Origin of the sequence: Streptomyces sp. ISL-99, assembly GCF_018614005.1 — a bacterium.
Lineage (GTDB): Bacteria > Actinomycetota > Actinomycetes > Streptomycetales > Streptomycetaceae > Streptomyces > Streptomyces flavidovirens.
On the sequence record NZ_JAGGPC010000011.1, the window covers coordinates 1 to 24957 of the forward strand.

At 69.1% G+C, this 24957-nt stretch carries 14 protein-coding genes, 1 tRNA gene and 7 pseudogenes; 8 read left to right on the forward strand and 14 right to left on the reverse strand.

The window, feature by feature from the left end; all coding sequences use genetic code 11:
• Positions 1 to 19: 19 nt before the first annotated feature.
• Positions 20 to 1234, reverse strand: coding sequence for a serine hydrolase (locus J7E91_RS06250; RefSeq protein ID WP_214899818.1), 1215 nt, complete (start codon positions 1232 to 1234; stop codon positions 20 to 22).
• A 106-nt stretch (positions 1235 to 1340) separates the two neighbouring features.
• Here J7E91_RS06250 and J7E91_RS06255 point away from each other — a divergent pair.
• A tRNA-Arg gene (locus J7E91_RS06255) sits at positions 1341 to 1411 on the forward strand.
• 117 nt (positions 1412 to 1528) lie between these two features.
• Here J7E91_RS06255 and J7E91_RS06260 read toward each other — a convergent pair.
• A complete protein-coding gene (locus J7E91_RS06260; RefSeq protein ID WP_214899819.1) occupies positions 1529 to 3934 on the reverse strand; it encodes an excinuclease ABC subunit UvrA in 2406 nt (801 codons plus the stop codon).
• 142 nt (positions 3935 to 4076) lie between these two features.
• Positions 4077 to 4271 (reverse strand): hypothetical protein, encoded by a 195-nt coding sequence (locus J7E91_RS37220; protein ID WP_374224633.1) that lies wholly within the window; start codon positions 4269 to 4271, stop codon positions 4077 to 4079.
• 285 nt (positions 4272 to 4556) lie between these two features.
• On the opposite strand from J7E91_RS37220, the gene J7E91_RS37225 reads away from it, so the two are divergent.
• Positions 4557 to 5036 (forward strand): GH25 family lysozyme, encoded by a 480-nt coding sequence (locus J7E91_RS37225; RefSeq protein ID WP_374224634.1) that lies wholly within the window; start codon positions 4557 to 4559, stop codon positions 5034 to 5036.
• 98 nt (positions 5037 to 5134) lie between these two features.
• Positions 5135 to 7213 (forward strand): transglycosylase domain-containing protein, encoded by a 2079-nt coding sequence (locus J7E91_RS06270; RefSeq protein WP_374224635.1) that lies wholly within the window; start codon positions 5135 to 5137, stop codon positions 7211 to 7213.
• A 47-nt stretch (positions 7214 to 7260) separates the two neighbouring features.
• On the opposite strand, the gene J7E91_RS06275 is transcribed toward J7E91_RS06270, so the two are convergent.
• From J7E91_RS06275 to J7E91_RS06290, 4 genes and pseudogenes are all read right to left on the reverse strand, one after another.
• Entirely contained in the window at positions 7261 to 8508 is a 1248-nt protein-coding gene (locus J7E91_RS06275) for a hypothetical protein (protein ID WP_251015274.1), read from the reverse strand.
• Positions 8509 to 8776: 268 nt separating this feature from the next.
• Positions 8777 to 10219, reverse strand: a pseudogene (locus J7E91_RS06280) (family 43 glycosylhydrolase).
• Positions 10201 to 11000, reverse strand: a pseudogene (locus J7E91_RS06285) (arabinan endo-1,5-alpha-L-arabinosidase). Before J7E91_RS06285 ends, J7E91_RS06280 begins: the two co-directional pseudogenes overlap by 19 nt.
• Before the next feature lie 284 nt (positions 11001 to 11284).
• Positions 11285 to 12799, reverse strand: a complete 1515-nt coding sequence (locus J7E91_RS06290; RefSeq protein ID WP_214899823.1) for an alpha-N-arabinofuranosidase — start codon at positions 12797 to 12799, stop codon at positions 11285 to 11287.
• A gap of 340 nt (positions 12800 to 13139) precedes the next feature.
• On the opposite strand from J7E91_RS06290, the pseudogene J7E91_RS06295 reads away from it, so the two are divergent.
• From J7E91_RS06295 to J7E91_RS06310, 4 genes and pseudogenes are all read left to right on the forward strand, one after another.
• Positions 13140 to 14491: pseudogene (locus J7E91_RS06295) on the forward strand (extracellular solute-binding protein).
• Between the two features lie 260 nt (positions 14492 to 14751).
• Positions 14752 to 15114: pseudogene (locus J7E91_RS37230) on the forward strand (carbohydrate ABC transporter permease); the annotation flags it as partial.
• Between the two features lie 48 nt (positions 15115 to 15162).
• A pseudogene (locus J7E91_RS06305) lies at positions 15163 to 15361 on the forward strand (carbohydrate ABC transporter permease); the annotation flags it as partial.
• A 15-nt stretch (positions 15362 to 15376) separates the two neighbouring features.
• The gene (locus J7E91_RS06310) at positions 15377 to 16345 is read left to right on the forward strand and encodes an arabinan endo-1,5-alpha-L-arabinosidase (RefSeq protein ID WP_214899825.1); all 969 of its coding nucleotides are present in this window, start codon (positions 15377 to 15379) and stop codon (positions 16343 to 16345) included.
• Positions 16346 to 16587: 242 nt separating this feature from the next.
• Here J7E91_RS06310 and J7E91_RS06315 read toward each other — a convergent pair.
• The 5 genes and pseudogenes from J7E91_RS06315 to J7E91_RS06335 all read right to left on the reverse strand — a co-directional run.
• Positions 16588 to 16893: pseudogene (locus J7E91_RS06315) on the reverse strand (pectate lyase); the annotation flags it as partial.
• Positions 16894 to 17201: 308 nt separating this feature from the next.
• A pseudogene (locus J7E91_RS06320) lies at positions 17202 to 17786 on the reverse strand (SigE family RNA polymerase sigma factor); the annotation flags it as partial.
• On the reverse strand, positions 17783 to 19570 hold the full coding sequence (locus tag J7E91_RS06325; protein WP_374224636.1) for a sigma-70 family RNA polymerase sigma factor: 1788 nt from the start codon (positions 19568 to 19570) through the stop codon (positions 17783 to 17785). The gene J7E91_RS06325 and the pseudogene J7E91_RS06320, both read right to left, overlap by 4 nt.
• A 199-nt stretch (positions 19571 to 19769) precedes the next feature.
• Positions 19770 to 20048, reverse strand: coding sequence for a hypothetical protein (locus J7E91_RS06330; protein ID WP_214899826.1), 279 nt, complete (start codon positions 20046 to 20048; stop codon positions 19770 to 19772).
• 10 nt (positions 20049 to 20058) lie between these two features.
• Positions 20059 to 21813, reverse strand: a complete 1755-nt coding sequence (locus J7E91_RS06335; protein WP_214899827.1) for a S8 family peptidase — start codon at positions 21811 to 21813, stop codon at positions 20059 to 20061.
• A gap of 267 nt (positions 21814 to 22080) precedes the next feature.
• Between J7E91_RS06335 and J7E91_RS06340 the strand changes: the two genes are divergently transcribed.
• Positions 22081 to 23205, forward strand: coding sequence for a PP2C family protein-serine/threonine phosphatase (locus J7E91_RS06340; RefSeq protein ID WP_214899828.1), 1125 nt, complete (start codon positions 22081 to 22083; stop codon positions 23203 to 23205).
• Between the two features lie 98 nt (positions 23206 to 23303).
• Here J7E91_RS06340 and J7E91_RS06345 read toward each other — a convergent pair whose 3' ends face one another.
• Complete coding sequence (locus J7E91_RS06345; protein ID WP_214899829.1) at positions 23304 to 23984, reverse strand: sigma-70 family RNA polymerase sigma factor; 681 nt, start codon at positions 23982 to 23984, stop codon at positions 23304 to 23306.
• 136 nt (positions 23985 to 24120) lie between these two features.
• Entirely contained in the window at positions 24121 to 24786 is a 666-nt protein-coding gene (locus tag J7E91_RS06350) for a hypothetical protein (RefSeq protein WP_214899830.1), read from the reverse strand.
• Positions 24787 to 24957: the final 171 nt, after the last annotated feature.

Consider the following 24957-nt stretch of genomic DNA (forward strand, 5'->3'; position numbering starts at 1 on the left):
AACAACTGCGGCTGCAGTACTAACGGCTCGCGCTCAATGGGACGTACACCCCCAAGGACGCCTTGCCTGTCCGGGTCGGGATCTTGCCGCAGAACTCCGCCTCGATCACGTTGACGTAGAGCGACCCATCCCGCAGCCAGTCACCGTTGATGCTGAACGTCAGCTGGTGCTTCCCGTCCTCCGTGCCGACCATCGCGGACAGGGAGCCGTTCGTACGGCCGCTCTTGCCCACTACCTTCACGCCGCAGGACAACTTCGCGAACTCGACCCCGAGCCCGTAGCCGAACCCGTCGCCCGCCGGCACCTCGTCGAGCATCTCCTTCATCTGCGCGGAGGCCAGCAACTCGCCGCGCATCAGGGCACGGTGGAAGCGGTTGAGGTCGCCGCTGGTGGAGATGATGTCGCCGGCCGCGCCCAGCCAGGTCATGTTCTGCTCGGTTGCGTCATGGATCCTGGCGTCGGGGGCATCCTGGTGGAGACGGGAGTAACCGATGGGGTGCGGGTTCGGCATCTGTGGCGCCGTGCCGGGGAACGACGTCCCGCGCAGCTTCAACGGCTGGATGATGCGGCGGGTGGCCTCCTGCTCGTACGAATGGCCCGTCGCCCTCTCGATGACCATCCCGGCGATCACAAAGTTGGTGTTCGAGTACAACGGCGCCTTCTCCGGATCCGGCTTCGGCGGGTACTTGAGCGCGATCGCCACGAGTTCCTCGGGCGTATGGGTGTCGTACCGGTGCTCCGGAAAGCCGGGGCCGGCGGCGTTGTGCAGGAATGCGGGATCGTCGGTGTAGTTGGCTATGCCGCTGGTGTGGTTGAGGAGTTGACGCACAGTTATCTCGCTGCCGTCGTACCCGTTGCCCTGCACCAAGCCGGGCAGCCATGCCTCGACTGTGTCGTCCAGGCTCAGTCTCCCTTCCGCCTCCAGTTGGAGCAGGACGGTCGCGATGAACGTCTTGGTGATGCTGGCCCCGCGGAAGTGGTCGCCCGCCGAACGCTTGCGGCCCGTGGCCGTGTCCGCGTAACCCGCCGCGCCGAACCACCTCCCCTTCCCGTCCTGGGCCTTGGCCGCCACCCCGGGCAGTCCGCCCTTCTCAACCAGATCACGCAGTGCGGTCCGGGTCACCTCGTGTCCGCGCTCTGACGGCGCCGCGTGCGCGGACGGGGTGAGCGTGGCTGCTCCCAGGGCTACGGCCAGTGCCAGAGCGAGTGAGGCGGTACGTGCCGTCTGCTTCATGGGTGGAGCCTCCAGGTCACGGAGGGGCCGGTCGATGGCCCCTGTGGTGTGACTGACGCCGAACGGAGGCTCCAGGGTTGATCGTTGGCGAAGGGAGCGGGCTGGGAAGTCGCTGGCTCAGGTGGTTGGAGCAGCTGACTTCTAATCAGCGGGTCCGGGGTTCGAGTGCCTGGCGACGCACTTCGTCAAGCCACGCAGACCGCTTCGGCGACCATGGGAAGTCCGTGCCGGATCGCGCTGCCGACGGCGCGGTTACTTGCCGATGCGCACCGCCGGTGTCCGCCAGGGCCTCGGTCAAGTGCCGACGTAGGCCGCGAGGTGTTCGCCGGTGAGGGTGGAGCGGGCGGCGATGAGGTCGGCGGGTGTGCCCTCGAAGACGATCCGGCCGCCGTCGTGGCCGGCGCCGGGGCCGAGGTCGATGATCCAGTCGGCGTGCGCCATGACCGCCTGGTGGTGCTCGATCACGATGACCGACTTGCCGGAGTCGACGAGCCGGTCGAGCAGGCCGAGCAGCTGCTCGACGTCGGCGAGGTGGAGGCCGGTGGTCGGCTCGTCGAGGACGTAGACGCCGCCCTTCTCGGCCATGTGGGTGGCCAGCTTGAGCCGCTGCCGCTCGCCGCCGGACAGCGTGGTGAGCGGCTGGCCGAGGGTGAGGTAGCCGAGCCCGACGTCGGCGAGCCGGCCGAGGATGCGGTGCGCGGCCGGTGTGCGCGCCTCGCCGTCGCCGAAGAACTCCGCGGCCTCGGTCACCGACATCGCGAGCACCTCGCTGATGTCGCGGCCACCGAGGTGGTGGTCAAGGACGGATGCCTCGAACCGCTTCCCCTCGCACTCCTCGCAGGTGGTGGCGACGCCCGCCATCATCGCCAGGTCGGTGTAGATGACGCCGGCGCCGTTGCAGTTGGGGCAGGCGCCCTCGGAGTTGGCGCTGAACAGCGCCGGCTTCACGCCGTTGGCCTTCGCGAACGCCTTGCGGATCGGGTCGAGCAGTGCGGTGTACGTCGCCGGGTTGCTCCGTCGCGAGCCGCGGATCGGGGTCTGGTCGACCGACACGACACCCTCGCCGGCGGCCCCCGGCTGGTGTGGCAGCGACCCGTGCACGAGCGAGCTCTTGCCGGAGCCGGCGACGCCGGTGACGACGACGAGCACCCCGAGCGGGATGTCGACGTCGACGTCGCGCAGGTTGTTCGCCGTCGCGCCGCGGATCTCCAGCGTGCCGGTGGGCTCGCGGACCGTGTCCTTGAGGGTGGCCCGGTCGTCGAGATGGCGGCCGGTGATGGTGTCGCAGGCCCGCAGCCCCTCGACGGTGCCCTCGAAGCAGACGGTGCCGCCCGCCGTACCGGCGCCGGGGCCGAGGTCCACGACGTGGTCGGCGATCGCGATCGTCTCCGGCTTGTGCTCCACGACGAGCACCGTGTTGCCCTTGTCGCGCAGCCGCAGCAGCAGGTTGTTCATCCGCTGGATGTCGTGCGGGTGGAGGCCGACGGTGGGCTCGTCGAAGACGTACGTGACGTCGGTGAGCGAGGAGCCGAGGTGGCGGATCATCTTGACGCGCTGCGCCTCGCCGCCCGACAGCGTGCCCGAGGACCGGTTGAGTGAGAGGTAGCCGAGACCGATCTCCACGAACGAGTCGAGGGTCTGCTGCAGCGCGGTGAGCAGCGGCGCCACCGAGGGCTCGTCGAGGTCACGGACCCACTCGGCCAGGTCCCTGATCTCCATCGCGCAGGCGTCGGCGATGCTGATCTTGTTGATCTTCGAAGACCGGGCGGCTTCGCTGAGCCGGGTGCCGTCGCACTCGGGGCAGGTGGTGAAGGTGACCGCCCGCTCCACGAACGCCCGGATGTGCGGCTGCATCGCCTCCTTGTCCTTGGACAGGAACGACTTCTGGATCTTGGGGATCAGTCCTTCGTAGGTGAGGTTGACGCCGTTGACCTTCACTTTGGTCGGCTCACGGTAGAGGAGGTCCTGCATCTCCTTCTTGGTGAACCTGCGGATCGGCTTGTTGGGATCGAGAAAGCCGGACTGGGCATAGATCCCCACGGTCCACACGTTGTCGGACTTCCAGCCGGGGATGGTGAACGCGCCCTCGGCGATCGACTTGGAATCGTCGTAGAGCTGGGTGAGATCGATGTCGGAGACCGTGCCACGGCCCTCGCAGCGCGTGCACATGCCGCCCGTGCGGCTGAAGGTCACCTTCTCGGTCTTGGTCTTGTCGGCCCCACGGTCGACCCGGAGCCCGCCGCTCGCCTGCACCGAGGCGACGTTGAAGGAGTACGCGCCGGGCGGGCCGATGTGCGGCTTCCCGAGGCGGCTGAAGAGGATGCGCAGCATCGCGTTGGCGTCGGTGGCGGTGCCGACCGTGGAGCGGGGGTCGGCGCCCATCCGCTGCTGGTCGACGCTGATCACGGTCGTCAGCCCGTCGAGTACGTCGGCCTCGGGCCGCGCCAGCGTCGGCATGAAGCCCTGCACGAACGCGCTGTAGGTCTCGTTGATCAGCCGCTGCGACTCCGCGGCGATCGTGTCGAACACCAGCGAACTCTTGCCCGAGCCGGAGACGCCGGTGAACACCGTCAGCCGGCGCTTCGGGAGCTCGATGCTGACGTCCTTGAGGTTGTTCTCCCGCGCACCGTGCACGCGGATCAGGTCGTGGCTGTCGGCAGCGTGCAGCGCAGGCGACTGCGTGTCCTTCCTCGGGGCCATGCTTATCGTGTCTCCATCTCTTGGGGCGGGGCCGCCTTCGGGGTCTCCGTCGGTGTCGCCTGATTCAATCCGACAACTTCGAGCAGCACGTCTGGTTCTACTTCGTCGGCGCGGTCGAGGCAACGGCCCGCCGTCCACCCGATCAGCGGTGTCGGCCGGAGTGGCGCTCGGCGCAAGTACCGGGGCGTCCACGCCGCTTCGGCCGGTGGAGCCGCCGGGTTCTGGCCAGGCGGTGCGCGCCCTTACGGACCTCCAGGCCGAGGGTGCCGCGGTGGCAGGCCAGGGATGCGTCCGGGGCGTCGTGCGGGAGGACGACCGGGTGGATCGTGATGTCCATGGCGGCCACGCTAGCTGTGGCTCGGTGACCGCGCTTCTTCATTCCTGATCGGTTTCTGGTCACCTGTTTCGCCACGCGCGACGGCATCCCCGCGGTCGCGCGCGCCGCGTCGTGGGACGGCGTCGGGGGTGACATCGCCGAGCGGCCGGAACGAGGGTCTGGCCGGCGCGCGTACCAGGCGCTTGCCGTCGCTGCGTGATCACTCATAGTTGTGACCGCAGTTGCGCTGGTCGGGATCACGGGCCCGAGTGCTGGGCTTCGGGGGACGGGCAGACCCTGCCGCCCATGGTGCGCCTTGCCCGGAACCCGGACGGGCCGAACTGCTACGGCCGGTCGAACTCCGCCATGGTGCAGTGGATCAGCAACTTCAGCGACAGCGTGCGGCAGAAGGTCGGCCGCTATCCGGTGATCGCCACCACTGCTCAGTGGTGGAAGGAGTGCACCGGCAACTCCACCGACTTCACGGAGAAGAACCCGCTCTTCATCATCCGGCACACACCACCCCCGGGGAGCTCCCGGGCGGGTGGCAGCACCACACGTTCTGGCAGTACAGCGACAATGGCATGCCGGGCAACGCCAGCAGGTTCAACGGTAACTTGTCCGGCCTGCAGCGCCTGGCCAGAGGCTGACAGCCAGGCCGCACCACGCCGACCGCCGACCCGGCCATACAACGTAATAAGGTGCATCCGTCGGGAGTGTGTAGGAACCGTGGGGGCCCGACTCTTTGTACTTTCTTGGGGGAACGATGTCCGCTGCGGCAGTTGAGTATGACGTCATACGGATCGTGGTGATGTCTCGTGGGTAGGCGGGGCAAGCCGGCCGGGCGCGGACGCCGGGGGGCGGCCTCCGGTTCCCGGAGAGAGGTGCGGCCCGCGCGCGGGCCGCACCTCTCCTCGATTCTCAACCGGTCGCCGATCACCCGGATACTCACGTCCCGGCGGCTGCCGTCCTGGGTGCCGGTCCAGCGGCTGCGCCCGCTGCTGCGGCGTATACGGCCGCACTACCCGCGCCCGGGCAGGGAGGGTTATTCCCGCTGGATTCCGAGCTGGCGACAGCTGTTGTGCGCGATGCTGGTCGGCACAGGTCTCCTGTCCGCCGGTGTGATGATCGCGTACTGGCGTACCGACATACCCGAGAACCTGAACTCCTTCGCCACCCAGCAGGACAACATCTACTACTGGGCCGACGGTTCGAAGATGTCACGGACCGGCTGGGTCAGCCGGCAGGAGATGCCGCTCGACAAGGTCCCCGACGATGTCCGCTGGGCAGTGCTCGCCGCGGAGAACGCGAGCTTTTACGAGGACCCCGGCATCGACCCCGCAGGCATCATGCGCGCGATCACCCGCATGGTCGGCGGCGGCGAGACGCAGGGCGGCTCCACCATCACCCAGCAGTACGTCAAGAACGCCTATCTGAACCAGGAGCAGACGTTCTCCCGCAAGTTCACCGAAATGATGCTCGCGCTCAAAGTGGACAGCAAATTCAATAAGGACGAGATCCTCGAGGGATACCTCAACACCAGTTGGTTCGGCCGTGGCACCTACGGCATCCAGCGCGCGTCACAGGCTTACTACGGCAAGGAAGTCTCCGAGCTGAACGCGAGCGAGGGCGCGTTCCTGGCGTCCCTGCTGAAGGGCGCGGGGCTGTACGACCCGGCGCTCGGCGGCGGAAACCGCGCGAGGGCTGTGGAACGCTGGAAGTGGACGCTGGACCGGATGGTCGTGATCGGCAAACTCTCACCGGCGGAGCGGGCGAAGTTCACCACTTTCCCCGAACCCACCCGGATGACCGGCGGACGGACCGACCTGAGTGGCCAGCAGGGCTATCTCGTAGAACTCGCCAAGTCGTACATCACCCGGAACGCAAAGGTCTCGGACGCCGAATTCGACCTCGGTGGCTACCAGATCTACACCACCTTCGACAAGAAGAAGACGGAGGCCCTGGACAAGGCGGTGCGCGGGGCCCGCGAGAAACTCGACCCGAAGGAGCGGAAAGCCGACACCTTCGTCAGGACGGGCGCGGCGACCGTCGGCACCGACGGAAAGATCCTGGCCCTGTACGGCGGGCCCGGCTTCCTCAAGCAGGGGTTCAACGAATCCAACGCCGTCACCGTCCCGGCCGGGTCCGCCTTCGCGCCCTTCGTCTACGCGGCCGCGCTCAGCGACGGAGTCCTGCGCGACCGCGACGGGCCGCGCCAACCCGTCACGCCCTCCAGCCTGTACAACGGCCGGCACAACGCCTCCGTGATGACCCCCGAGGGCCCGTACTGGGACCGCAACGGCAAGATCGTGAAGGGCAAGAACGACGGCGGCAAGTCCTGGGGCAGCAGTATCAGCCTGCGCAAGGCGATGGCGAACTCCGTGAACTCGCCCTTCCTCCAGCTCGGCATGGACGTCGGCCTGGACCGGGTGCGCCGCCATGCCCAGAACGCCGGGCTGCTGCCCTCCAGCCTCGGCCCGCAGGTGCCCGCCTTCTCGCTCGGCAACTCCACGCCCAGTGCCATCCGCATGGCCACGGCGTACCAGACCTTCGCCGCGGAGGGCGAGCACACCGAGCCGTACTCGGTGGTCCGGGTCACCCGCAACGCCGACGAGATCCCGCTGCCCGACGTCCGCCCGCGGCGCGCCTTCACCCCCGAGGTGTCGCGGCAGGTGACCGACGCCCTGCGAGGTGTCGTGGAGGAGGGCACGGGCAAGAAGGCCCAGGTACCGGGCCTGCGGCCGGCGGGCAAGACCGGAACGACGCAGGACAACAAGGCTGCCTGGTTCATCGGGTACACCGAGCAGGAGGCCACGGCCGTCGTGCTGTACCGGATGGACCTGCGCAAGCTGGACCTGCTGCCGCTGGACGGTGTGGCCGGCTCCTCCGGCGAGGAGCCCGGCAGTCCTCTTCCCGTCGACATCTGGCGGGATTACATGAAGGCGGCGGCGCCAGGCCCGTGAGTCCGTACCGCCACGGCCGGCCCCTCGTACCGGGGGGGCGGCCGGCCCTACTTGACCAGCGTCTTCCAGGCGGGCGCCTGCCCCGGGTCCAGTGAGCGCAGCTGCTCCAGCACCTGCGGGTCCTGGACGTCCATCCAGTCGGCCAGTTCCTTGAAGGACACGCACTCGACGTCCTTGCGCGGGCAGACCTCCCTCATCAGGTCCTCCACGGCGTCCATGTATATGCCACCGTTCCACTGCTCGAAGTGGTTGCCGATGAACAGCGGTGCCCGGCTGCCGTTGTAGACGCGGTTGAAGCCGTTCATGTAGGCGCCCTTGGTCGTCTGCTTCCAGATGTCGAACTGGGCGGGATCGCCGTCTGTCTCGCCCTTGGACTGGTTGTAGAGGAAGTTGAAGTCCATGGAGAGCACCTGGATGTCCTTGCCGGGGTACGGCAGCAACTGCAGCGGGAAGTCCCAGACGCCGTCCTTCTTGCTCGGCCAGGTCTGGAACCCGCCGGGCGAACTGGCGTCGTAGCGCCAGCCGACTTGCTTGCTCGCCGGTATGAGCGTCTTCTGGCCCTCCAGGCAGGGGGCGCGGCCGCCGACGAATTCCCGGTCGGGGTCGAAGGGCAGCGGCGGCATGTCGCTGAAGCCGGTGTTGGTCTTCCACTTCTTGACGAAGTCGTACGTCTGGTCGATCTCGCTCCTCCACTCCTCGACGCTCCAGTCGTCGCCGCCGCCGGAGCCGCAGAAGTGACCGTTGAAGTGCGAGCCGATCTCGTGGCCGTCCTTCCAGGCACCGCCGAGCTGCGTCAGCGTGGTCCTGATGTGCTCGTCGGTGGGGTACGAGATCGCGGCGGACCCCCGGTCGTGCTGCGGCGGGAGGTAGAGGTCGCTCTTCGACTTGGGCAGCAAGTAGATGCCGGTCAGGAAGAACGTCATGTGAGCGTCGCTCTCCTTCGCCACCTGACGGAAGTGGGAAAAGAGGTGGTCGTCGCCCTCCAGCGCGCCGTCCCAGGAGAACACCACGAACTGTGGGGGCTTCTGTCCCGGTTTGAGCTTCTGCGGCTTCAGCTGGTCCCGCTGTGGTCCGGTGTACGACGTCGAACCGTCCCCCAGCACCTTGACCTTGCCGTCCCAGGGCTCTTCACGCTTGCGTGAGGCTGCCGCGGCGCCCGGCCTGTCGCTCTTCGCGGTGGCTGCCGGGTCCTCGTCGGGGGCACCCTTCGCCGCGGCCGGGCTGTCCGGGCCGCCGGTCAGCGTCCTGCCGAGCAAGTACATGACCGACACGACCACCAGTGCGGCCACGGTCATCAGGGGAGTGCGGATGCGCTTGCGGCTGCGAGCTCGTCTTCGGCCACGGCTGCGGGCACTTCGGGTCATCGGTGCGGCTTCTCTCGGAGTGAGGGAAAGGCATACTTTCATCCAGCATGACAATCTGAAATATAGAACGTGCGATCGGTCCCCTTAGTGCCGCGCCGGACTCCGAGCGCCGAACCGGTGTCCTGCACGCCTGCGTCCCCGATGCCTGGGCATCGGGGACGCAGGTGAGTGCTGATTCCCTTCCTCGAAGGTCCGCCTGTCAGGCGGGCTTCACCTGCCACTGCTGGCAGGTGTTGTTCAGCCACGACCACTGGCGTACGTCGGCGCCGTCGGCCGGCGAGCAGTCCGCGACGTCCGCGACCTTGCCGGTGGCCTGATTGGTGATACGCACCCAGCCGGTGGCGGTGGTGATGAGCCGGAACTTCTGGCAGGTGTTGTTCAGCCAGGACCACTGGCGCAGATCCGCCCCGTCGGCGCTCGAGCAGTCGGCGGTGTCCAGCACCTTGCCGGAGGCCACGTTCACCAGGCGGCTGGTGTCGTCGCCCTGGTCCTCGATGCGCCACTTCTGGTTCGCCCCGCCGCTGCACGCCCACTGCACGACATTGGCGCCGTCGGAGCTGGACCCACCTGCCACGTCAAGGCATTTTCCCGACGACCGGTTGACGATCGTGTACGCCGACGGGGTCGGCGCCGTCTCCCCCGCCGGCCCGGCGAGCGCGGCGCCCGGTGCGACCGGCGTCCCCAGATTCGGGGTGCCGTCGGCGTTCCAGGCGACCTTCTGCGCCCGGGTCGTACGGCCGTTGTCGCAGCCGTCGGACGCGGAGTCGTTGGCGTGGTAGACGTTCCACGTCTCGGTGCCGTCGGGCGAGGTGAAGAACCCGTTGTGCCCGGGCCCGTAGACGCCTGCCGCGTCATTGCGCTGGAAGACGGGCGTGGACTTCTTCGTCCAGGAGGCGGCCGACAGCGGGTCACTGCCGGTCAGGGTCAGCTGCCCGAGTTTGCAGTCGGGCGTCCAGCAGCCGCTCGCCGAGTAGATCAGAAAGGTCTTCCCGTTGCGCTGCAGCACTTCGGGCCCCTCGTTGACCGCGCCGCCCGACTTCTCCCAGGCGTGCACCGGTGTCGAGATGGTCGAGTAGGAGTCGCTGACCGCATAGGGGTTGGACATCGGGGCGATGACGAGGTTCTGGGTGCCGCCGCCGCTCGCGCTGCCCAGCATGTACAGCTTCCCGTTCAGGTTCAGCACGCTCGGGTCGAGCATCCAGGAGCTGTTGAGGCGGTTCTTGTACGTGTACGGACCCATGGGATCCGAGCCCGTACTCTCCAGGACATGGCTGCGCTGGGTCGGGTTGTAGTGGGTGACGTCCTGGCCGGCGACGTAGTACAGGTACTACTTCCCGCCGGAGTAGTGGAGCTCTGATGCCCAGATGTTGCAGCAGCGGGCCGCGTTGTCGGCCCGGCCGCTCCACACCTGGACACTGGGCGCGGTCGAGAGCCCGGCGAGCGTCGGCGACTTGCGCATGGTGATGACGTCCGACCAGCTCGTCGTCACCAGGTAGTAGTTGCCGTCGTGGTACGAGATCCAGGGGTCGGCGCCCTTGACGGCCTTGACCGGGTTGGTGAACGAGGCGGCGTTCGCCGTGGACTGTCCCAGGGTCAGCACCAGGACCAGTGCGGCCAGCAGGGTCAGTAGGCGACGGGCCATCCGGTGCTCCAGTTCAGAAGGTTGACGCCGAGTTTCGGCGTCCCGTTGTCCTGGCCGTCGTAGTAGTGGTAGACGATCAGGTCACCGTCCGCGTCCTTCGTGATCGACTGCCCGCCGGGGCCGATGTACCGGCCGTGCGACTCGACGACGGGCGTGCCGCCGTTGTTCAGCATGCTCACACCGTTCTTGTCGTAGTACGGCCCGGTGACGCTGGTCGAGCGGCCCACCTTGACCTTGTACGTGGAGCTGGTGCCGGCGCAGCAGGTGTCGTACGAGGCGAAGAGGTAGTAGTAGCCGCCCCGCTTGACGATGTACGGCGCCTCGACGGCCTTGGTGCCGGTCGGACGCGACGCGAGCGGGTAGCGCTTGGTGTCGCCCGCGTACTGCTTGCCCGTCGACGGCTCGATGCGGATCATCTTGAGCCCGGTCCACCAGGAGCCGAAGGACAGCCACCACTTGCCGTCGTCGTCGACGAAGAGGTTCGGGTCGATGGCGTTGTAGTCGCTGGACGTGGTCGAGGTGTAGACGATGCCGTAGTCGCTCCAGCTGCCCGGCAGCCCGGTGCTCGAAGTGGCAAGGCCGATGGCGGACTTGTTGGAGCCGAAGATCGAGACGGCGTAGTACATGAGGTACTTGCCGCCGTGGTACGAGATCCGGCCGAGGTCCGGATCATGGTGGGGTCATGCACGACGACGGCGCCGGTGACGAGCCCGGGGTTGGGGTAGGCGGACGCGGTGCCCGGTTTGAGGGCGAGCAGGACGGCTGCGGACAGAGCGGTCATGACTCTGCGTCGGAAGCGGAGGGGAGTGCGGCTCACTCGGTTCTCCTACCCCCGAGGTTCGAGATTTCGGACGCTGATCGCGACTTCGAACGGAAACTAGAATCGAAACGCTGGCGCGTCAACGGTTCACGCAGACCCCGCGCCTTGAGGCTTGAACGAGCCCCTTCGAGCCCGAAGGGCGGGCCGGTGCGCACACACCGGACCCGCCCCCCTCCCCCGTCGGTCCGCCCGGGACCCTCAACCCGGGCGGACCTCATCTCGGCCGCGTGGAGCAGCCGAGGGCCTCAACCGAGCCGGATCACGTTCCAGGACATCGGCTCCAGGGTGGCGCACAGGGTCCCGTCGGCAAGGCGTGTGCCGGTCACCGCGTGCGGGGAGACCCGCTCCGGCTCGTCCAGGGTGTTGCGGGCGTCCGGGTCTTCATCGGCCAGCGCGCTGTGCTCGATGAGCGCCTTCAGCCCCAGCCCCTCCAGTGCGATGTCCAGCGGCAGCGGCTCGCCCTGGCTGCGGTTCACGGCGAACACGGTGACGGTGCCGTCCTCGGCGCGTACCGCCGTCGCGTGCAGCAGCGGCACCTCGCCGTACTTCTTCGTCTCGTACGTCGGTGAGTCCACCCGTACGTCGAGGACCTGCCCGCGTCCGTGCCGGGACGCCTGCGCGAAGGGGAAGAACGTGGTCTGCTTCCAGGCCGGGCCGCCCGGCTCCGTCATGATCGGCGCGATGACGTTGACGAGCTGGGCGAGGCAGGCGACGGTCACCCGGTCCGCGTGGCGCAGCAGCGCGATGAGCATGGAGCCGAACACCACGGCGTCGGTGACGGAGTAGTTGTCCTCCAGGAGGCGGGGCGCCTCGGGCCAGTCGAGGGGGTTCTCCTCGGCCTCGCGCTGGGTCTTGGAGAGGTACCAGACGTTCCACTCGTCGAAGGAAAGGTTGATCCGCTTCTTCGACTTGAGGCGCGCCCCCACGTGGTCGCACGTCGCGACGACGTTCTCGATGAACGACTCCATGTCGACGGCCGAGGCGAGGAAGGAGTCGCGGTCGCCGTCGAGTTCCTCGTAATAGGCGTGCAGCGAGACGTAGTCGACGAGGTCGTACGTCTCGGCGAGTACCGTCGCCTCCCACGCGGCGAAGGTGTCCATCGACTGCCCCGACGAGCCGCAGGCGACGAGCTCGACGGAGGGGTCGATCTGGCGCATCGCGCGTGCGGTCTCCGCTGCGACTCGCCCGTACTCCTCGGCCGTCTTGTGGCCGGTCTGCCAGGGCCCGTCCATCTCGTTGCCCAGGCACCAGAGCCTGATCCCGAAGGGGTCCTTGTCGCCGTGCGCGGCACGCAGGTCCGCGAGGGCCGTGCTTGAGGGGTGATTGGCGTACTCCTGAAGCTCCAGCGCCTCGGCCACTCCCCTGGTGCCCAGATTGACGGCCATCATCGGCTCGGCCTGCGGGCCGATCTTCTTCAGGAACGCGATGTACTCGCTGAGCCCGAAGCGGTTGCTCTCGGTGGAACGCCAGGCCAGATCGAGGCGGCGGGGGCGCTCCTCGGCCGGCCCTACGGAGTCCTCCCACTTGTAGCCCGAGACGAAGTTGCCGCCGGGGTAGCGGATGGCGGTGACGCCGAGTTCACGGACCAGGCCGAGTACGTCGGTGCGCAGGCCCGCCTCGTCGGCCGTGGGGTGGCCCGGCTCGTAGATGCCGGTGTACACGCAGCGGCCGAGGTGCTCCACGAAGGAGCCGAACAACCGGGGGTCGACCTCGCCGACGGCGAAGCCGGGGTGCAGGGTGAAGCGGGCTGAACTGGTCATGACTCCCTCAATGTGGTTCTGCGGAGCGGACGCTGAATGAAACGCGCACACCCCCTGCCGCCGTTCGATATTTCAGACGCTGATCAGAGCTTCGAACGGCAACTTAGGAAGTACGGGATCACACGTCAACGGTTTGCGCAGGGCCGGCGAGATTGACCCGCCTGCGGTTCGACCTGTCGGACAAGAAGCCGCATTTTCCGGGCGAGTTGGGCTCAACCGTAGACGCGCATGGCGTTCGACCTTACGGTCCGTTCGAAGTTGCGAGCAGCATTCGAAATCTCGAACACAGGTCTCGCCGGGCAGTGCCCTCCGACACGCCCTGAAGAAGAAACGAGCCGCCATGCCACCATCTCTCCCGAGCCGCCGCACCGTGCTCGGCGGACTAGGAACCCTCGCCGTAGCCGGGAGCTTCGGGCTCGCCGCCGCGAACCGCAGCGCCTCCGCGATCGCCTCGGACGCCGACGTACGCGTCCGCTACTGGAATCTCTTCAGCGGCGGCGACGGCGTAAACATGATCGCGATGCTGAACTCCTTCCGCCGGGCCAATCCCCGGGTCGACGTGAAGGACTCGACGCTGCAGTGGGGCAATCCGTACTACACGAAACTGGCCATGGCGGCCTCCGGCAACCGGGCCCCCGATCTGGCCGTCATGCACCTGGGCCGGATACCGGGCTTCGCGCCCGGCCGCCTGCTCGACCCCTGGGACGTGGGGCTTCTCGGCAAGTACGGGGTGCGGGAGGCGGACTTCAACCCGGTGCTGTGGAAGCGGGCGGTGGTCGACGGCAAGCTGTACGGCCTTCCGCTCGACATCCACGCCCAGCTCTGTTTCTACCGTCGCGACGTGTGCGGGAAGGCCGGCCTGCTCGGCGACGACGGGAACCTGACGGCCGTCTCCTCCCCCGAAGAGTGGTTCAAGACCCTGAAAACCGCCAAGAAGGCGGTCAAGGGGAACCTCCAGGTCCTCGGCATGAAGGCGAGCGAGCCGAACTTCTCGTGGTGGTTCTTCCTGTCCTTCTACACCCAGCTCGGCGGCACCTGCCTGAGCGCCGACGGCCAGGACATCACCTTCGACACCGACAAGGCGACCCAGGTACTGGAGTTCCTGCGGCAGCACGTGACCGACGGCTACACCGCCCCGGTCGGCATCGCCGACGGCGAGATGTTCCTCAACGGCTCGGCCTTCACCTGGGAGGGCAACTGGTCGGTGCCGGTCTTCAACGGCGCGAAGCTCGACTACGGCGCCACCGAACTGCCGCCCGTCTTCGGCAGACCCGCCACCCACGCCGAGTCGCACTGCTTCGTCCTGCCCCACCAGGCCGCACGTGGCGGCGCCGCCAACGAGGGCGCCCACCGGCTGGCCGCGTACATCGTCAGGAACGCCCTGGCATGGTCGCAGGGCGGCCACATCCCGGCGTACGCGCCGACGCTGGAGGACAAGGACTATCTGGCCCTGAAGCCGCAGGCCGAGTACGTCTGCGCGATGGATCACATGGCGGTGGAGCCGAGCGCCTGGTTCGCCGGGTCGACCGGCCTGCTCGCCCAGCGCATCGGCCCCGCCGTCGCGCCTCCAACGTCGGCTCCGCCAAGCCCGACGCGACGGCCCGGCGCATGAAGGACGTACTGGAGAAGCTGCTGACCATGAAGAACCCGATGGCGGGCAAGGCCATCGCCGAGGAAGGTGCCGCGACATGAGCGCCGTCGACACCACGCTCACACCGGCCGTCGTACGTCCCGTGCCGGCGGTGCACGCCGACTCGGCACGGGCCCGCCTGGCGCGCAGGTTCCAGCACGGCGGCTGGTTCGTCGCCCCGTTCCTGGCGCTGTTCGCGCTGTTCGTGCTGCTGCCCATCGGGCACGGCCTGTGGCTGAGCTTCACCGACGCCAACATCTCCGGTGTGGGCGAGCGATTCGTCGGCCTGGACAACTACCGCGAGGCGCTCGACGACCCGCTGATGTGGGACTCCCTCGGTCACAGCGCGTACTTCACCTTGCTCGTCGTGCCCTGCATCGTCCTTCTGGCGTTTCTGCTCGCGGTGCTCGCTCATCACATCGAGCGCGCCAAGTGGCTGTGGCGGCTGTGCTTCTTCGCCCCGTTCCTGCTGCCGTCCACGGTCGCCGCGAATCTGTGGCAGTGGCTGTTCAATCCCTGCACCGGCATGATCAACCATGTGTTCGGCCTGGAGACGCCCTGGCTGACGCAGAAGTCCACCGCCGTGATCGCCATCGTGATCACCACCCTGTGGTGGACGGTCGGCTTCAGCTTCCTGCTGTTCCTGGCGGCGCTGCAGAACATCCCGCAGCATCTGTACGAGGCGGCGTCTCTGGACGGTGCGAACGCCTGGCACCGCATGGTGCACATCACGCTGCCGATGCTGCGCAACATCACCGGACCTGATGACGATGCCGAACGGCATCGCGACCGTCATGAACTCCTACGGCATCCAGTGGGCGCAGCTGATGGCAGGCGGCCTGATGGCCGGGCTTCCGCTGATCATCGTGTTCGTCTTCTTCCAGCGGCAGATCGTCAGCGGTGTGGCGCACACCGGCCTGGCCGGACAGTAGAAAGGAACACCTCCTGTGCAGCGCAAGAGACTCGCTGTGGCGGCATTGGCCGACGCGTTCCTGCTCCTCGCGCCGTCCACCGCGACGGCCGCCGACTACCCCGCCCCGCAGCCCGTCACCGGGGGCACCGTCATCCACGACCCGACGATGATCCGCCTGAGGGACGGGAGTTACGTCGCCTATTCGACGCACGGCCGCCTGGAGGCCCGGGTCTCGAAGGACCGCAAGCACTGGGAGCGGGCCGCGGCCGACGCGTTCGCCGAGCCGCCGGCGTGGTGGTACGGGTACAACGACACGGCCGACCCGTGGGCGCCCGAGATCACTTACCGGGCGGGCAGGTACTGGCTGTACTACGCCGTCTCGTCCTGGGGTTCCAACCACTCGGCGATCGGCCTCGCCACGTCCGCCTCCGGGCGCCCCGGCACCTGGACCGACCACGGCAAGGTGTTCGCGAGCGAGCGGGGCGACGCGTGGAACGCCATCGACCCGTACGTGGTCGAGGACGGCGGCAGGCTGATGGCGTTCGGCTCGTACTGGACCGGCATCCGCATGATCAAGCTGGACCGGCGCACGGGGCTCGCGGACCCCTCCGACACGACCGTGCGCCATCTGGCGACCCGTCCCGACCTGCCGTACGCGGTCGAGGCGCCGACGCTCGTGAAGCACGGAGCGTACTGGTACCTCTTCAACTCCTACGACGCGTGCTGCTCGGGCCTGACCGCCACGTACAAGATCAAGGTGGGGCGGTCCACGAACATCGAGGGCCCCTATACCGACAGCAGCGGCAAGCCGATGCTGGAGGGCGGCGGCGACCTGGTGCTCGCCACGCACGGCCGGTACATCGGGCCGGGCGGTCAGTCGGTGATGCGCGACCGCGGGCGCGACGTGCTCGTCCACCACTACTACGACGGGCAGGACGAGGGAACACCCAAGCTGGGACTCAACACCCTGACATGGGAGAGCGGCTGGCCCGTGGTGTCCTGAGCGCCGACAGGATCCTCCGCCGCGCGGCAACCTTTGCGCCGCGCGGCGGAGACAGGGGGCGGAAGCGGCCTCGACGACTTCGGTTTCCGGGGCCGCTTCCGCACGACCGGCCCCAGCTGGGACAGCGGCGTGACGGCGCCCGCCTTCAGGTCCACCGACGCCACAGGCCAGCGGGTCGCGGTGCGGCACGGCCGGGTGGGTGCCGTGCCGCACCGCCGAGGGCTACGTGCGGGAGTGGTTGCCTACTTGTAGCTGATGTCCGCCGACGTGAAGCGGCAGTACGTACCGTCCGGGCCGCTGCCCGTCTTCGTCGGCTCGGCGCCGGTGTTGTTGCCGGTGAAGCGGTCGCAGGTGGAGATCTTCCTGCTGCTGTCTCCGTGGATACGGATGTCGCGCAGCGCGGCCGTGTCACCGTAGTTGGTGTTGATGCCGACGATCGACTTGCCCGGGGCGGTGACGTCGACGTCATTCACGATGATGGCGCGCTTGTACTGCTTGGAGCAGTTGCCGCAGGTGCGCACCAGCTTGCCGAAGTCGGACACCTGGAACGGCCGGGGTCGTGGCCACGGTCTGCGGGTTCGGTTCACCGCCCCGGACCGCGGAGGCGACGCCGTACCCGCCGACCGCGAAAACACCGGCCACGGCGGCCGTCGCGCCCGCAATGCGCAGCCAGGGCGCCACCGGGCGGCAGGCGGCCCACGTCTTCTGCGGCGCGTGCCCGGCCATGCCGCGCTCCACCCGGGCCAGCATCCGCTCGCGGTCGGGCCGGTGGGCGGCCGCCGCGTCCCGCAGTCGCCGGCGCAGCTCGTCGTCCCGCTGCCGGCCGTCCTTGTGCTCGCCGTCCATCAGCCTGTCGTCCATCAGCTCCTCCTCCCGCGTCCGCGACGGTCATCTGTATGTGCTGCCGTGCCGGCTGCGGCCCGATCAGACGCTGCAGCTCCGCCATCCCCTTGGACGTCTGGCTCTTCACCGTACCCACCGAGATTCCCAGGGTCCGGGCGACGTCCTTCTCGGGGAGGTCGAAGGCATGACGCAGTACGACGCAAGCCCGCTTGCGGAACGGCAGTCCGCGCAATGCCTCCCGCACATCGACCACGGCCGCTACGTCCGGGCCCTCGGTCTGCTCGCTGTGGCCGGCCCAGAAGAGCGTCACCCGGCGGCGCTCCCGCACAGCGCTGCGGGTGCGGCTGCGCGCCATGTTGGCGACCACGCCGCGTGCGTACGCCGCCGGGTGCTCGGCGGCGCGTACCCGGTCCCAGCGGTGCCACAGCGCCAGCAGCGCGTCGGCGGCCAGGTCGTCCGCGCCGTCGGCGTCGCCGGTCAGCAGGTGGGCGAGGCGGGCAAGGGCGGCATGGTGCTGCTCGAAGAAGGCGTGGAACTCCGCAGCGGCGTCGGCGACGGCCCCGGCGGGCGGCTCCGTCCGGTACGTGGGCGCTTTCACCGGACCACCCGGGAACGCCGGTCCACCCCTGCGGGGTCCTGTGGCGTGGCGCGCGTGAGGTACTGCGGGACGGGCGCCGAGTCGGTGCCGCTGTCGCGCACCAGTCCGTAGCGCACGATCCCCTCGTCCGGTGCGGGCGGCCGGCGCAGGTCGTCGTCGATCCCGGCCCGGGTGGCGGGCTCGACGATCAGGTTGTAGTCGGCGCCGCGCTCGTTCTGGTGCAGGGTGACCTTCCCGTCGACGTAGAAGTACTCGTTCTGCCACATCTGTTGAGCACCGGCCGGGAGCACCGTGAAGCCCGTGCTCTGCGCGCCCATCCAGGTGTGCGGACGGTCCGGCACACCGGGCTTCTGGTCGTCCATGCGGCGGCCGCCGCCGGAGGCGACGTGGAAGAGCTTGCCGTCGAGGCCGGTCCAGGTCGGCATGGCCAGGGATCCGGGGCGTTCGGCGGGCAGGATCTGCCAGCGCACCCGGAAGTAGCCGCGGCCGGACAGGGTCACGTTGTCGCCGCGGTGTTCCATGACGGCCTTGGGCCCGGCCGAGGTGTTCAGTCCGGACTCGGGGCGGTACGGCAGCGCGGCGGGCGGCGTGCGGGGGTCCGGTGCGCGGTCGGCGGTGTCGACGACGGTGCCGTAGCGCCCGGCCGGTGTCCGCGACGCAGTGGTGCCGGCCGGGGGCGAGTCCGATGCGGTGGGCGTGGGGCTGCTGGTGAGCGTGGGGCTGCCGGTGGGCGTGGGGGCTTGCGAGGCGTCCGGGGCACGTAAGGCGGTGGGGGCACGGAAGGACGTCGGGGCCTGGGCCGCGCGCGGCGGCCGGGAAGCCCCGTCGTCGTGGTCGTACACGACGAATGCGCCACCGGCCACCAGCGTGACTCCCGCGGCCCCGACCACGGCGGGCTTGGCCAGCAACTGCACCAGCTGAGTCGGCCATCCGACCGGATCCGCGGCCAGGGGCGCGGGTGCTGCGGCCATCTGGGCGGCGGTGCCGCCGGAGCCCAGTACGTGCAGGGCGTGCAGGGAGAGCCCGGCGGGCAGCGGGACCAGGCCGAGCCCCACCAGCAACCGCTGCGCCGGAACCGTGTCGGCTGCCGGCCGTCCGCAGCGCGGACAGTCCCGCAGATGCCGGGCGATTCGCTTGCGCCACACCGAGTCCGGGGTGCCGTCCCAGTCGGCGGTGACCTCCGACAGGCCGGGGCACGGCGGTGCGGCGCCCAGCGCCCGCACCAGGCAACGTGCTGTCTCCAGGCGCTCCTTGAGCCGCTGGACGCGTACCGCGGTGTGCTGCTTGGTCCAGCCGGCCGCCTCGGCGAGTTCCTGCCGGTTCAGCTCGCCTGCGAGTTCGAGCCACCACAGCGACACCAGCTGCCGGTCGTCCTCGTCCAGCCAGCGGGTGGCCTCCGCCACCTCCTGGCGCTCCCCTTCCAGGCCCAGCCGCAGGATGGTGATGTTCACGAAGTCGCCGCCGGTGTCGGCCGGTTCGCGCTCATCGGCCAGGACCGAGAGGAGGGGAGCGGTCTGCCGGGCACGGGCCCGGTCGCGTATGCAGCGCATGGCGATGGCCACCAACCAGGAGCGGAAGCGGGCGGGGTCCCGGAGCTCGCCGAGGGAGCGGACGAGGCGGAGCATCGTCTCCTGGACGATGTCGTCGACGTCCGGGTGGCCGTTCAGGGCGCGGCCGACGATGTTGTAGACGATCGGCATTTCGGCGGCGACGAGGTCCTCCATCGCCTGCCGGCCCCCTGCCCGCGCCGCCTCGACCCGCCGCCGTACCGCCCGCTCGTCCACACCGTCTCCGCACCTCGGGGCCGGCCCCCGCGCCGTCCTCCCAACACTCCGTCAAATCGTCCGGTATCTCGTACGTCGTATGTCATTCCGAACGCCGAACGCGAAACGTTAGAGGCGCACCCTTCAGCGGTCAACTATCCGGAGGTAACTGGTCCGTTACGCCCCTGTTCGGGAGCGGTCGTTCAAGACGTGCGGCGGCTCAGGCCGGACCGGCCGGACGCCGCTGGGCGGACAGGGTGAGGGAGAGCACCCAGGGCTGGCCCGAGAGCGTTTCGACGTCCCGGCGGGAGAGGGTCCCGGTCACCACCGTGCGCCCCGCGGCCGCGCTGTCCACTCCGGCGCCCTGCAGTTGCGCCAGCTGCACGTCCGAGGGCGGCGCCACCAGGCGTACGAGCACTGACAGGTCTCGTGCCTCCGGGGCACGGCCCTTGGCGTCGACGGCCAGGGCGAGGGAAGTGTCGAGTTTCTGATAGTCCACTGGCCGATGGTCACAGGTTGGCGGCGTTGAGGAGACCGTGGCCCCACTTGGGGTCGAAGGCTCCCGGGCCTGCTCCGGGAACCGTGGCGTTGTCCCGCAGGAGGTTCTTGAACTTCCCGGGGTCACAGCCCGGGTCGCGTTGCAGGACCAGCGCGCCGATCCCGGCGATGAACGGCGTGGCCATGCTGGTCCCCTGGAAGGCGACGTGGCGGTCGCTCGTGATGAAGTGGCGCGGCAGGTCGACGGCGTCACGGGACAGCGCAGAAATGATCATGGCGCCGGGGGCGGTGATGTCAGGCTTGTGCGCCCCGTCCCGGCGTGGGCCCTCGCTGCTGAAGCTCGCGATGTCACCGAGCTGCAGCCACGGGGCCTGCTGGTCAGCGCCGTTGAAGTCCCTCCACTCCGTGCGCGTGGCGGAAGCGGCCACGGTGATCGCCGACGAGGCGGCGCCGGGCGAGCCGATCTTCATCGCGTCATGCACGGACGGGCCGCTGAACTGCGGCTGCGTCCGGGCGTCCGAGCGGCCGAGCACCCAGACGTCGATCGTGCCGTCGGTCACCGCCGCCCCGCGGACCAGCAGCCGCCACTTGCTCAGGGCTGTGCCGGTGCCGGAACTCGTCGGCTCCACCTGCACGAAGAAGTTGATGTCCCCGTTGGCCGGGTCGATGCCCGGAGTGACGATCTGGACCGCACCCTCCGGCAGATCGAAAGTGCGCACGGGCGAGCCGGAGGTCAGTACGGACTGGAACGGAGTCGTCGCTCCCGACGGGGAAGCCATGGCGATATCGAACCGGTCGCTGCCCCCGTACCAGCCATTGAGCCAGAAGATGTCCGGTGCGTCCAAGAGTCTGCCGGGGTGACAGGGGATCGAGCGGACAGTGCCTTCGGGGACCTTGATCTGCGCGTGGAGGTCGTCGTCGCCCTCGTTGCCGGCGGCACAGCAGACGATCGCGCCCGGGCCCGACTCCTCCTCGATCGCCAGCGACATCGGGTCGGTTCCGTCGTGCGAGTCGAAGTGCCCGCCCAGGCTGAGGTTGACCACCGCGGGCATGTCCAGGTCGCGCGCGACCCGGAAGATGTACTGGATGCCGTCGATGATGTGGGCGTCCTGGAAGTCGGTCTTGACGATCACGAGCCGCGCCTCGGGCGCGACGCCCTCCACGCCCGCGGCGATCCCGGCGACGTGGGTGCCGTGACCGCCGGTGTCCCGCGACAACGTGGCCGCGGACAGCGCGGCACCGGAGAACTCCGCCCCGTACCCGCCCTCCGGCACACCTGAGCCGCCGAGCATGGTCTGGTCCCAGATACGCTCGACCCGCCCGCTGAATTCCGGGTGCAGTGGGTCGAGGCCGGTGTCGATGATTCCGACGACGACACCCTTGCCCGTCATTCCGGAGTTCGTTCGGAACGCCGGAACGCCGACCGCTTCCTGTGCCCGATTCAGACAGGGGCGCAGCTGGGTGGCCGGTACCACGCGCTTGACGCCGGGGTGCGCGGTGAGCCGCTGAAGAGCGTCCATCGCGACGATGGCGGTACGCACCTTCCTGCCGCCCTCGTTGAGTTCGACCCCCTCGCCCAGGTCCTCCAGCGAGGCGTCCGGATCGCACTCCAGCGAGACCACGACGCGTAGCGGCTTGGCCCGCTCCCGGACCGAGACAAGGCCCAGCATCCGGGCCTGTCCCTCAAGCGGAGCCCGCCTGCGGCCCTCGCTCTCGTAACGCTCGTACGACGCCGCCAACGGAGACGCCAGCTTGCTGAAGTCCATGACCTTTTCCCTCTGGGCTCGTCCAGGCCGCCGAACGGTCCGGCGATCGTCCCCAGCCTCGACCGCCTGCGGCGAGACCGCACGGCTGGCAGGGCCATATGCCTGAGGCGGGTGCCCCCCACCGATTTCTTGCGGACCATCTCGATTTCCTGCTGAGAACGGCCCATGAAGTCACCACATCTCATGCGGCTGCCCCGTGGTGGTCAGCAAAAAGGAATCGCCGCGGCAGCGGAGGTGGACGGCCACGAGTGGGTGTATCCAGGAGTCATGGGTTCTGGACGGCTGGCCCGCGGTCGCGCCGGGTCATGGGAGCCGGGGCATGCGCTGCTGGCGGTACCCCTCGCCCTCATCGTGCTCGTCACGGTGGTCGACATCCTCGCCCCGCCCGAGGTCCACCTCGGCCCCTTCCTCGCCGCGGCCCCCGCCATCACGGCGTCGTTCGCCGGTCCGCGCACCACCGGCTTCGTCGGCGCGGTCGCCGTCCTTGCCCAGCCGGTCGTCGCGATCGTACGCACCAGCCTGACCGACCTGAACCACAGCTTCCAGCTCACCGCCCTGATCCTGATCTCCGTCTTCGTCACTTTCTTCGCCCACCTGCGCGAACAACACGAGAAGCAACTGACGCAACTGCGCTCCGTCGCCCGGGCCGCCCAGGAGGTCGTGCTGCGGCCACTGCCGCCCCGGATCGGCCCCTTGCGGGTGGGCTGCGTCTACCTTGCCGCCGAGGCCGAGGCGCAGATCGGCGGTGATCTCTTCGCCGCCGCCCGTACGGCGCGGGGCACCCGGATCATCATCGGTGATGTACGCGGCAAGGGTCTGGAGGCCGTCGGGGACGCCGCCCTCGTCCTGGGTGCCTTCCGGGCCACCGCACACCAGGAGACCGACCTCCCGACGCTTGTGACCTACCTGGAAGGAACGGTCACGTCGGACCTGGACGACCCCGCAGCAGCCGGCTCCGGCAGGGCGGACCACAGCGAGGGATTCATCACCGCGGCCGTACTCGACGTCCCCGACGACGCACCGGCCCTCCATCTGGTCAACTGCGGCCACCCACCGCCGCTCCTGCTGCGCGACGGACAGGTCACCTCCCTCGACGTGTCCCACCCCGCCCCGCCGCTCGGGCTCACCCAATTCGTGGACTCCTCCTTCGCCGCGGAGACCTTCGCCTTCGAGCCGGGTGACACCGTTCTCCTGTACACGGACGGCGTCATCGAGGCCCGCGACGCGTCCGGCGCCTTCTACCCCCTGTCCGACCGGGTCACCGCCTGGTCCGGTGCCGGACCGGCCGACCTGCTGCGCCGCCTGCGCGACGACCTGCTGGCCCACACACCCGAGGGCTGCCTGGGCGACGACGCGGCGATGGTGGCGATCACACGTATGCCGCGTGGCTAGAGCTCGGTCCACGCCTCGCTACCGAGCCGCTCCAGCGCCTGCTCCGATGGAAGTCTCTTCGTCCTGCTGGACAATTGCGCGACGAGGGCGTCCCGGGCTCAGGCGGCGGAACTCAACAGGGGCTCGGCGGGCCGGACCGGTGCCCGCCGTGACGGCGGGGCCGGTCGTTTCCCGGGTACGCCGACGTCTTCGGCGTCGTACAGCAGCTCGATCAGTGCCGTACGGGCACGGGCGACTCGGGAGCGGACCGTGCCGACCGGGCAGCCACTGGCGAGTGCGGCTTCGGCGTACGGCAGGCCCAGCAGCTGGGTGAGGACGAAGGCTTCACGGCGTTCGTCGGGAAGCAGGGCGAGCAGCTCCGCGAGCGCCACCCCGTCGTCGAACCCGGGTGCGTCGCGGCCCTGGGCGCGTTCCGCGGCGGACAGCCAGTCGTCAGTGTCAGAAAGACGGGGACGCGCGGCGGCGTACCGGAGACTGTCGACCACCGTGCGGCGTGCGATGGAGAGCAGCCAGGTGCGCGCCGAGGAACGGCCCTCGAAGCGGTGCAGGCTGCCCAGGGCTCTGAGGAACGTCTCCTGGGTCAGATCGTCGGCCGCTTGCGGGTCGGCGCTGAGGTAAGTGACGTAGCGCCGTACGTCGCGCTGCAGGGCCCGCACGAAACGGTCGATCGCTTCGGGGTCCCCGCTGCGGGCGGCGAGCGCCCATGACGTTATCAACGCGTCGTCGTGCCGTTGTCTGCTGGTGCATCGCGGCGTGGACGAGAGCAGGGCAGGGGTCATCGCCTGGTGTCCTTCTGGGAGTTCCGGTCCGGATCCGCCTGCTGGGTCTCGGTCGGGTGGATCCGGTGATGTCGTACGGCCGCGCGATGCGTCGCGCGGCCGGTGCCCGAAGCGCGAGGCTTCGGGGAGCCGGCTGTCAGCTGACAGCGGTCCCCGTGGGCGGACCCCGGAAGGTGAGGGCACAGACGAGGAGCAGGCGGTGTGGCGTGCGGACCGGATGTTCGCGGCGGGCACGGACACGCGGACGGTGCGGCGGTGTGGGCAGCCGCAGCAGCGGGTGGAGTGGGGCGACGAACCAGCCGGCGCAGGCGCGGAGGATCCGGAAGGCGGCCCGTTCGCCGTGCGCGAGCCACAGGCCGCAGAGCAGGGCCGCCAGCAGGTGGGCGGCCAGCATGCCCGTCGAGGACATCGAGCCCGCGCCGTGCATCGCCTGGCCCATGGACTCGGTGGCGTACGGGTCGTGAGAAGCCATGCCCGGGTGGCCCATGTGCACATGCATGTGGTCCATGGATCCGGGAGACATGTGCGCGCTGGTGTGGGCCGGTGCTGTCGTCTGAACGAGGGAGAAACCGGCGTGCAGCGCCCCCTGGGTCACGACAGCGACCGAGCTGACGGTGAGCAGCCCTCTCTCGCACCCGGCGAGGACCCACGCCACCCCGCCGACGGCCAGAGTGCTCACGGCCAAGGCCCACCACGGGACGGTGGACTCCGACATGAGGATGTGGCCGAGTGCGGCGAGCAGCACGCAGACGGCCGCGAAGACCGCAGCCCGTACCGCGCGAGACACCCACTCTCCACTCATGACGGCCACATCCTCGCATCCGTTCCACCTGCATCCGAGGTCCGGTACGGAAGAAATCTTCTTCCGCGCTCAGCCTCGCGCTTGTGAGCCAAGTCACGTGAACGGCTGGGAACTTGGGGTGGTCCCGAGTCGACTTCTGTCGACGCCCGGGAGACCTCCCGGGATGGGGCG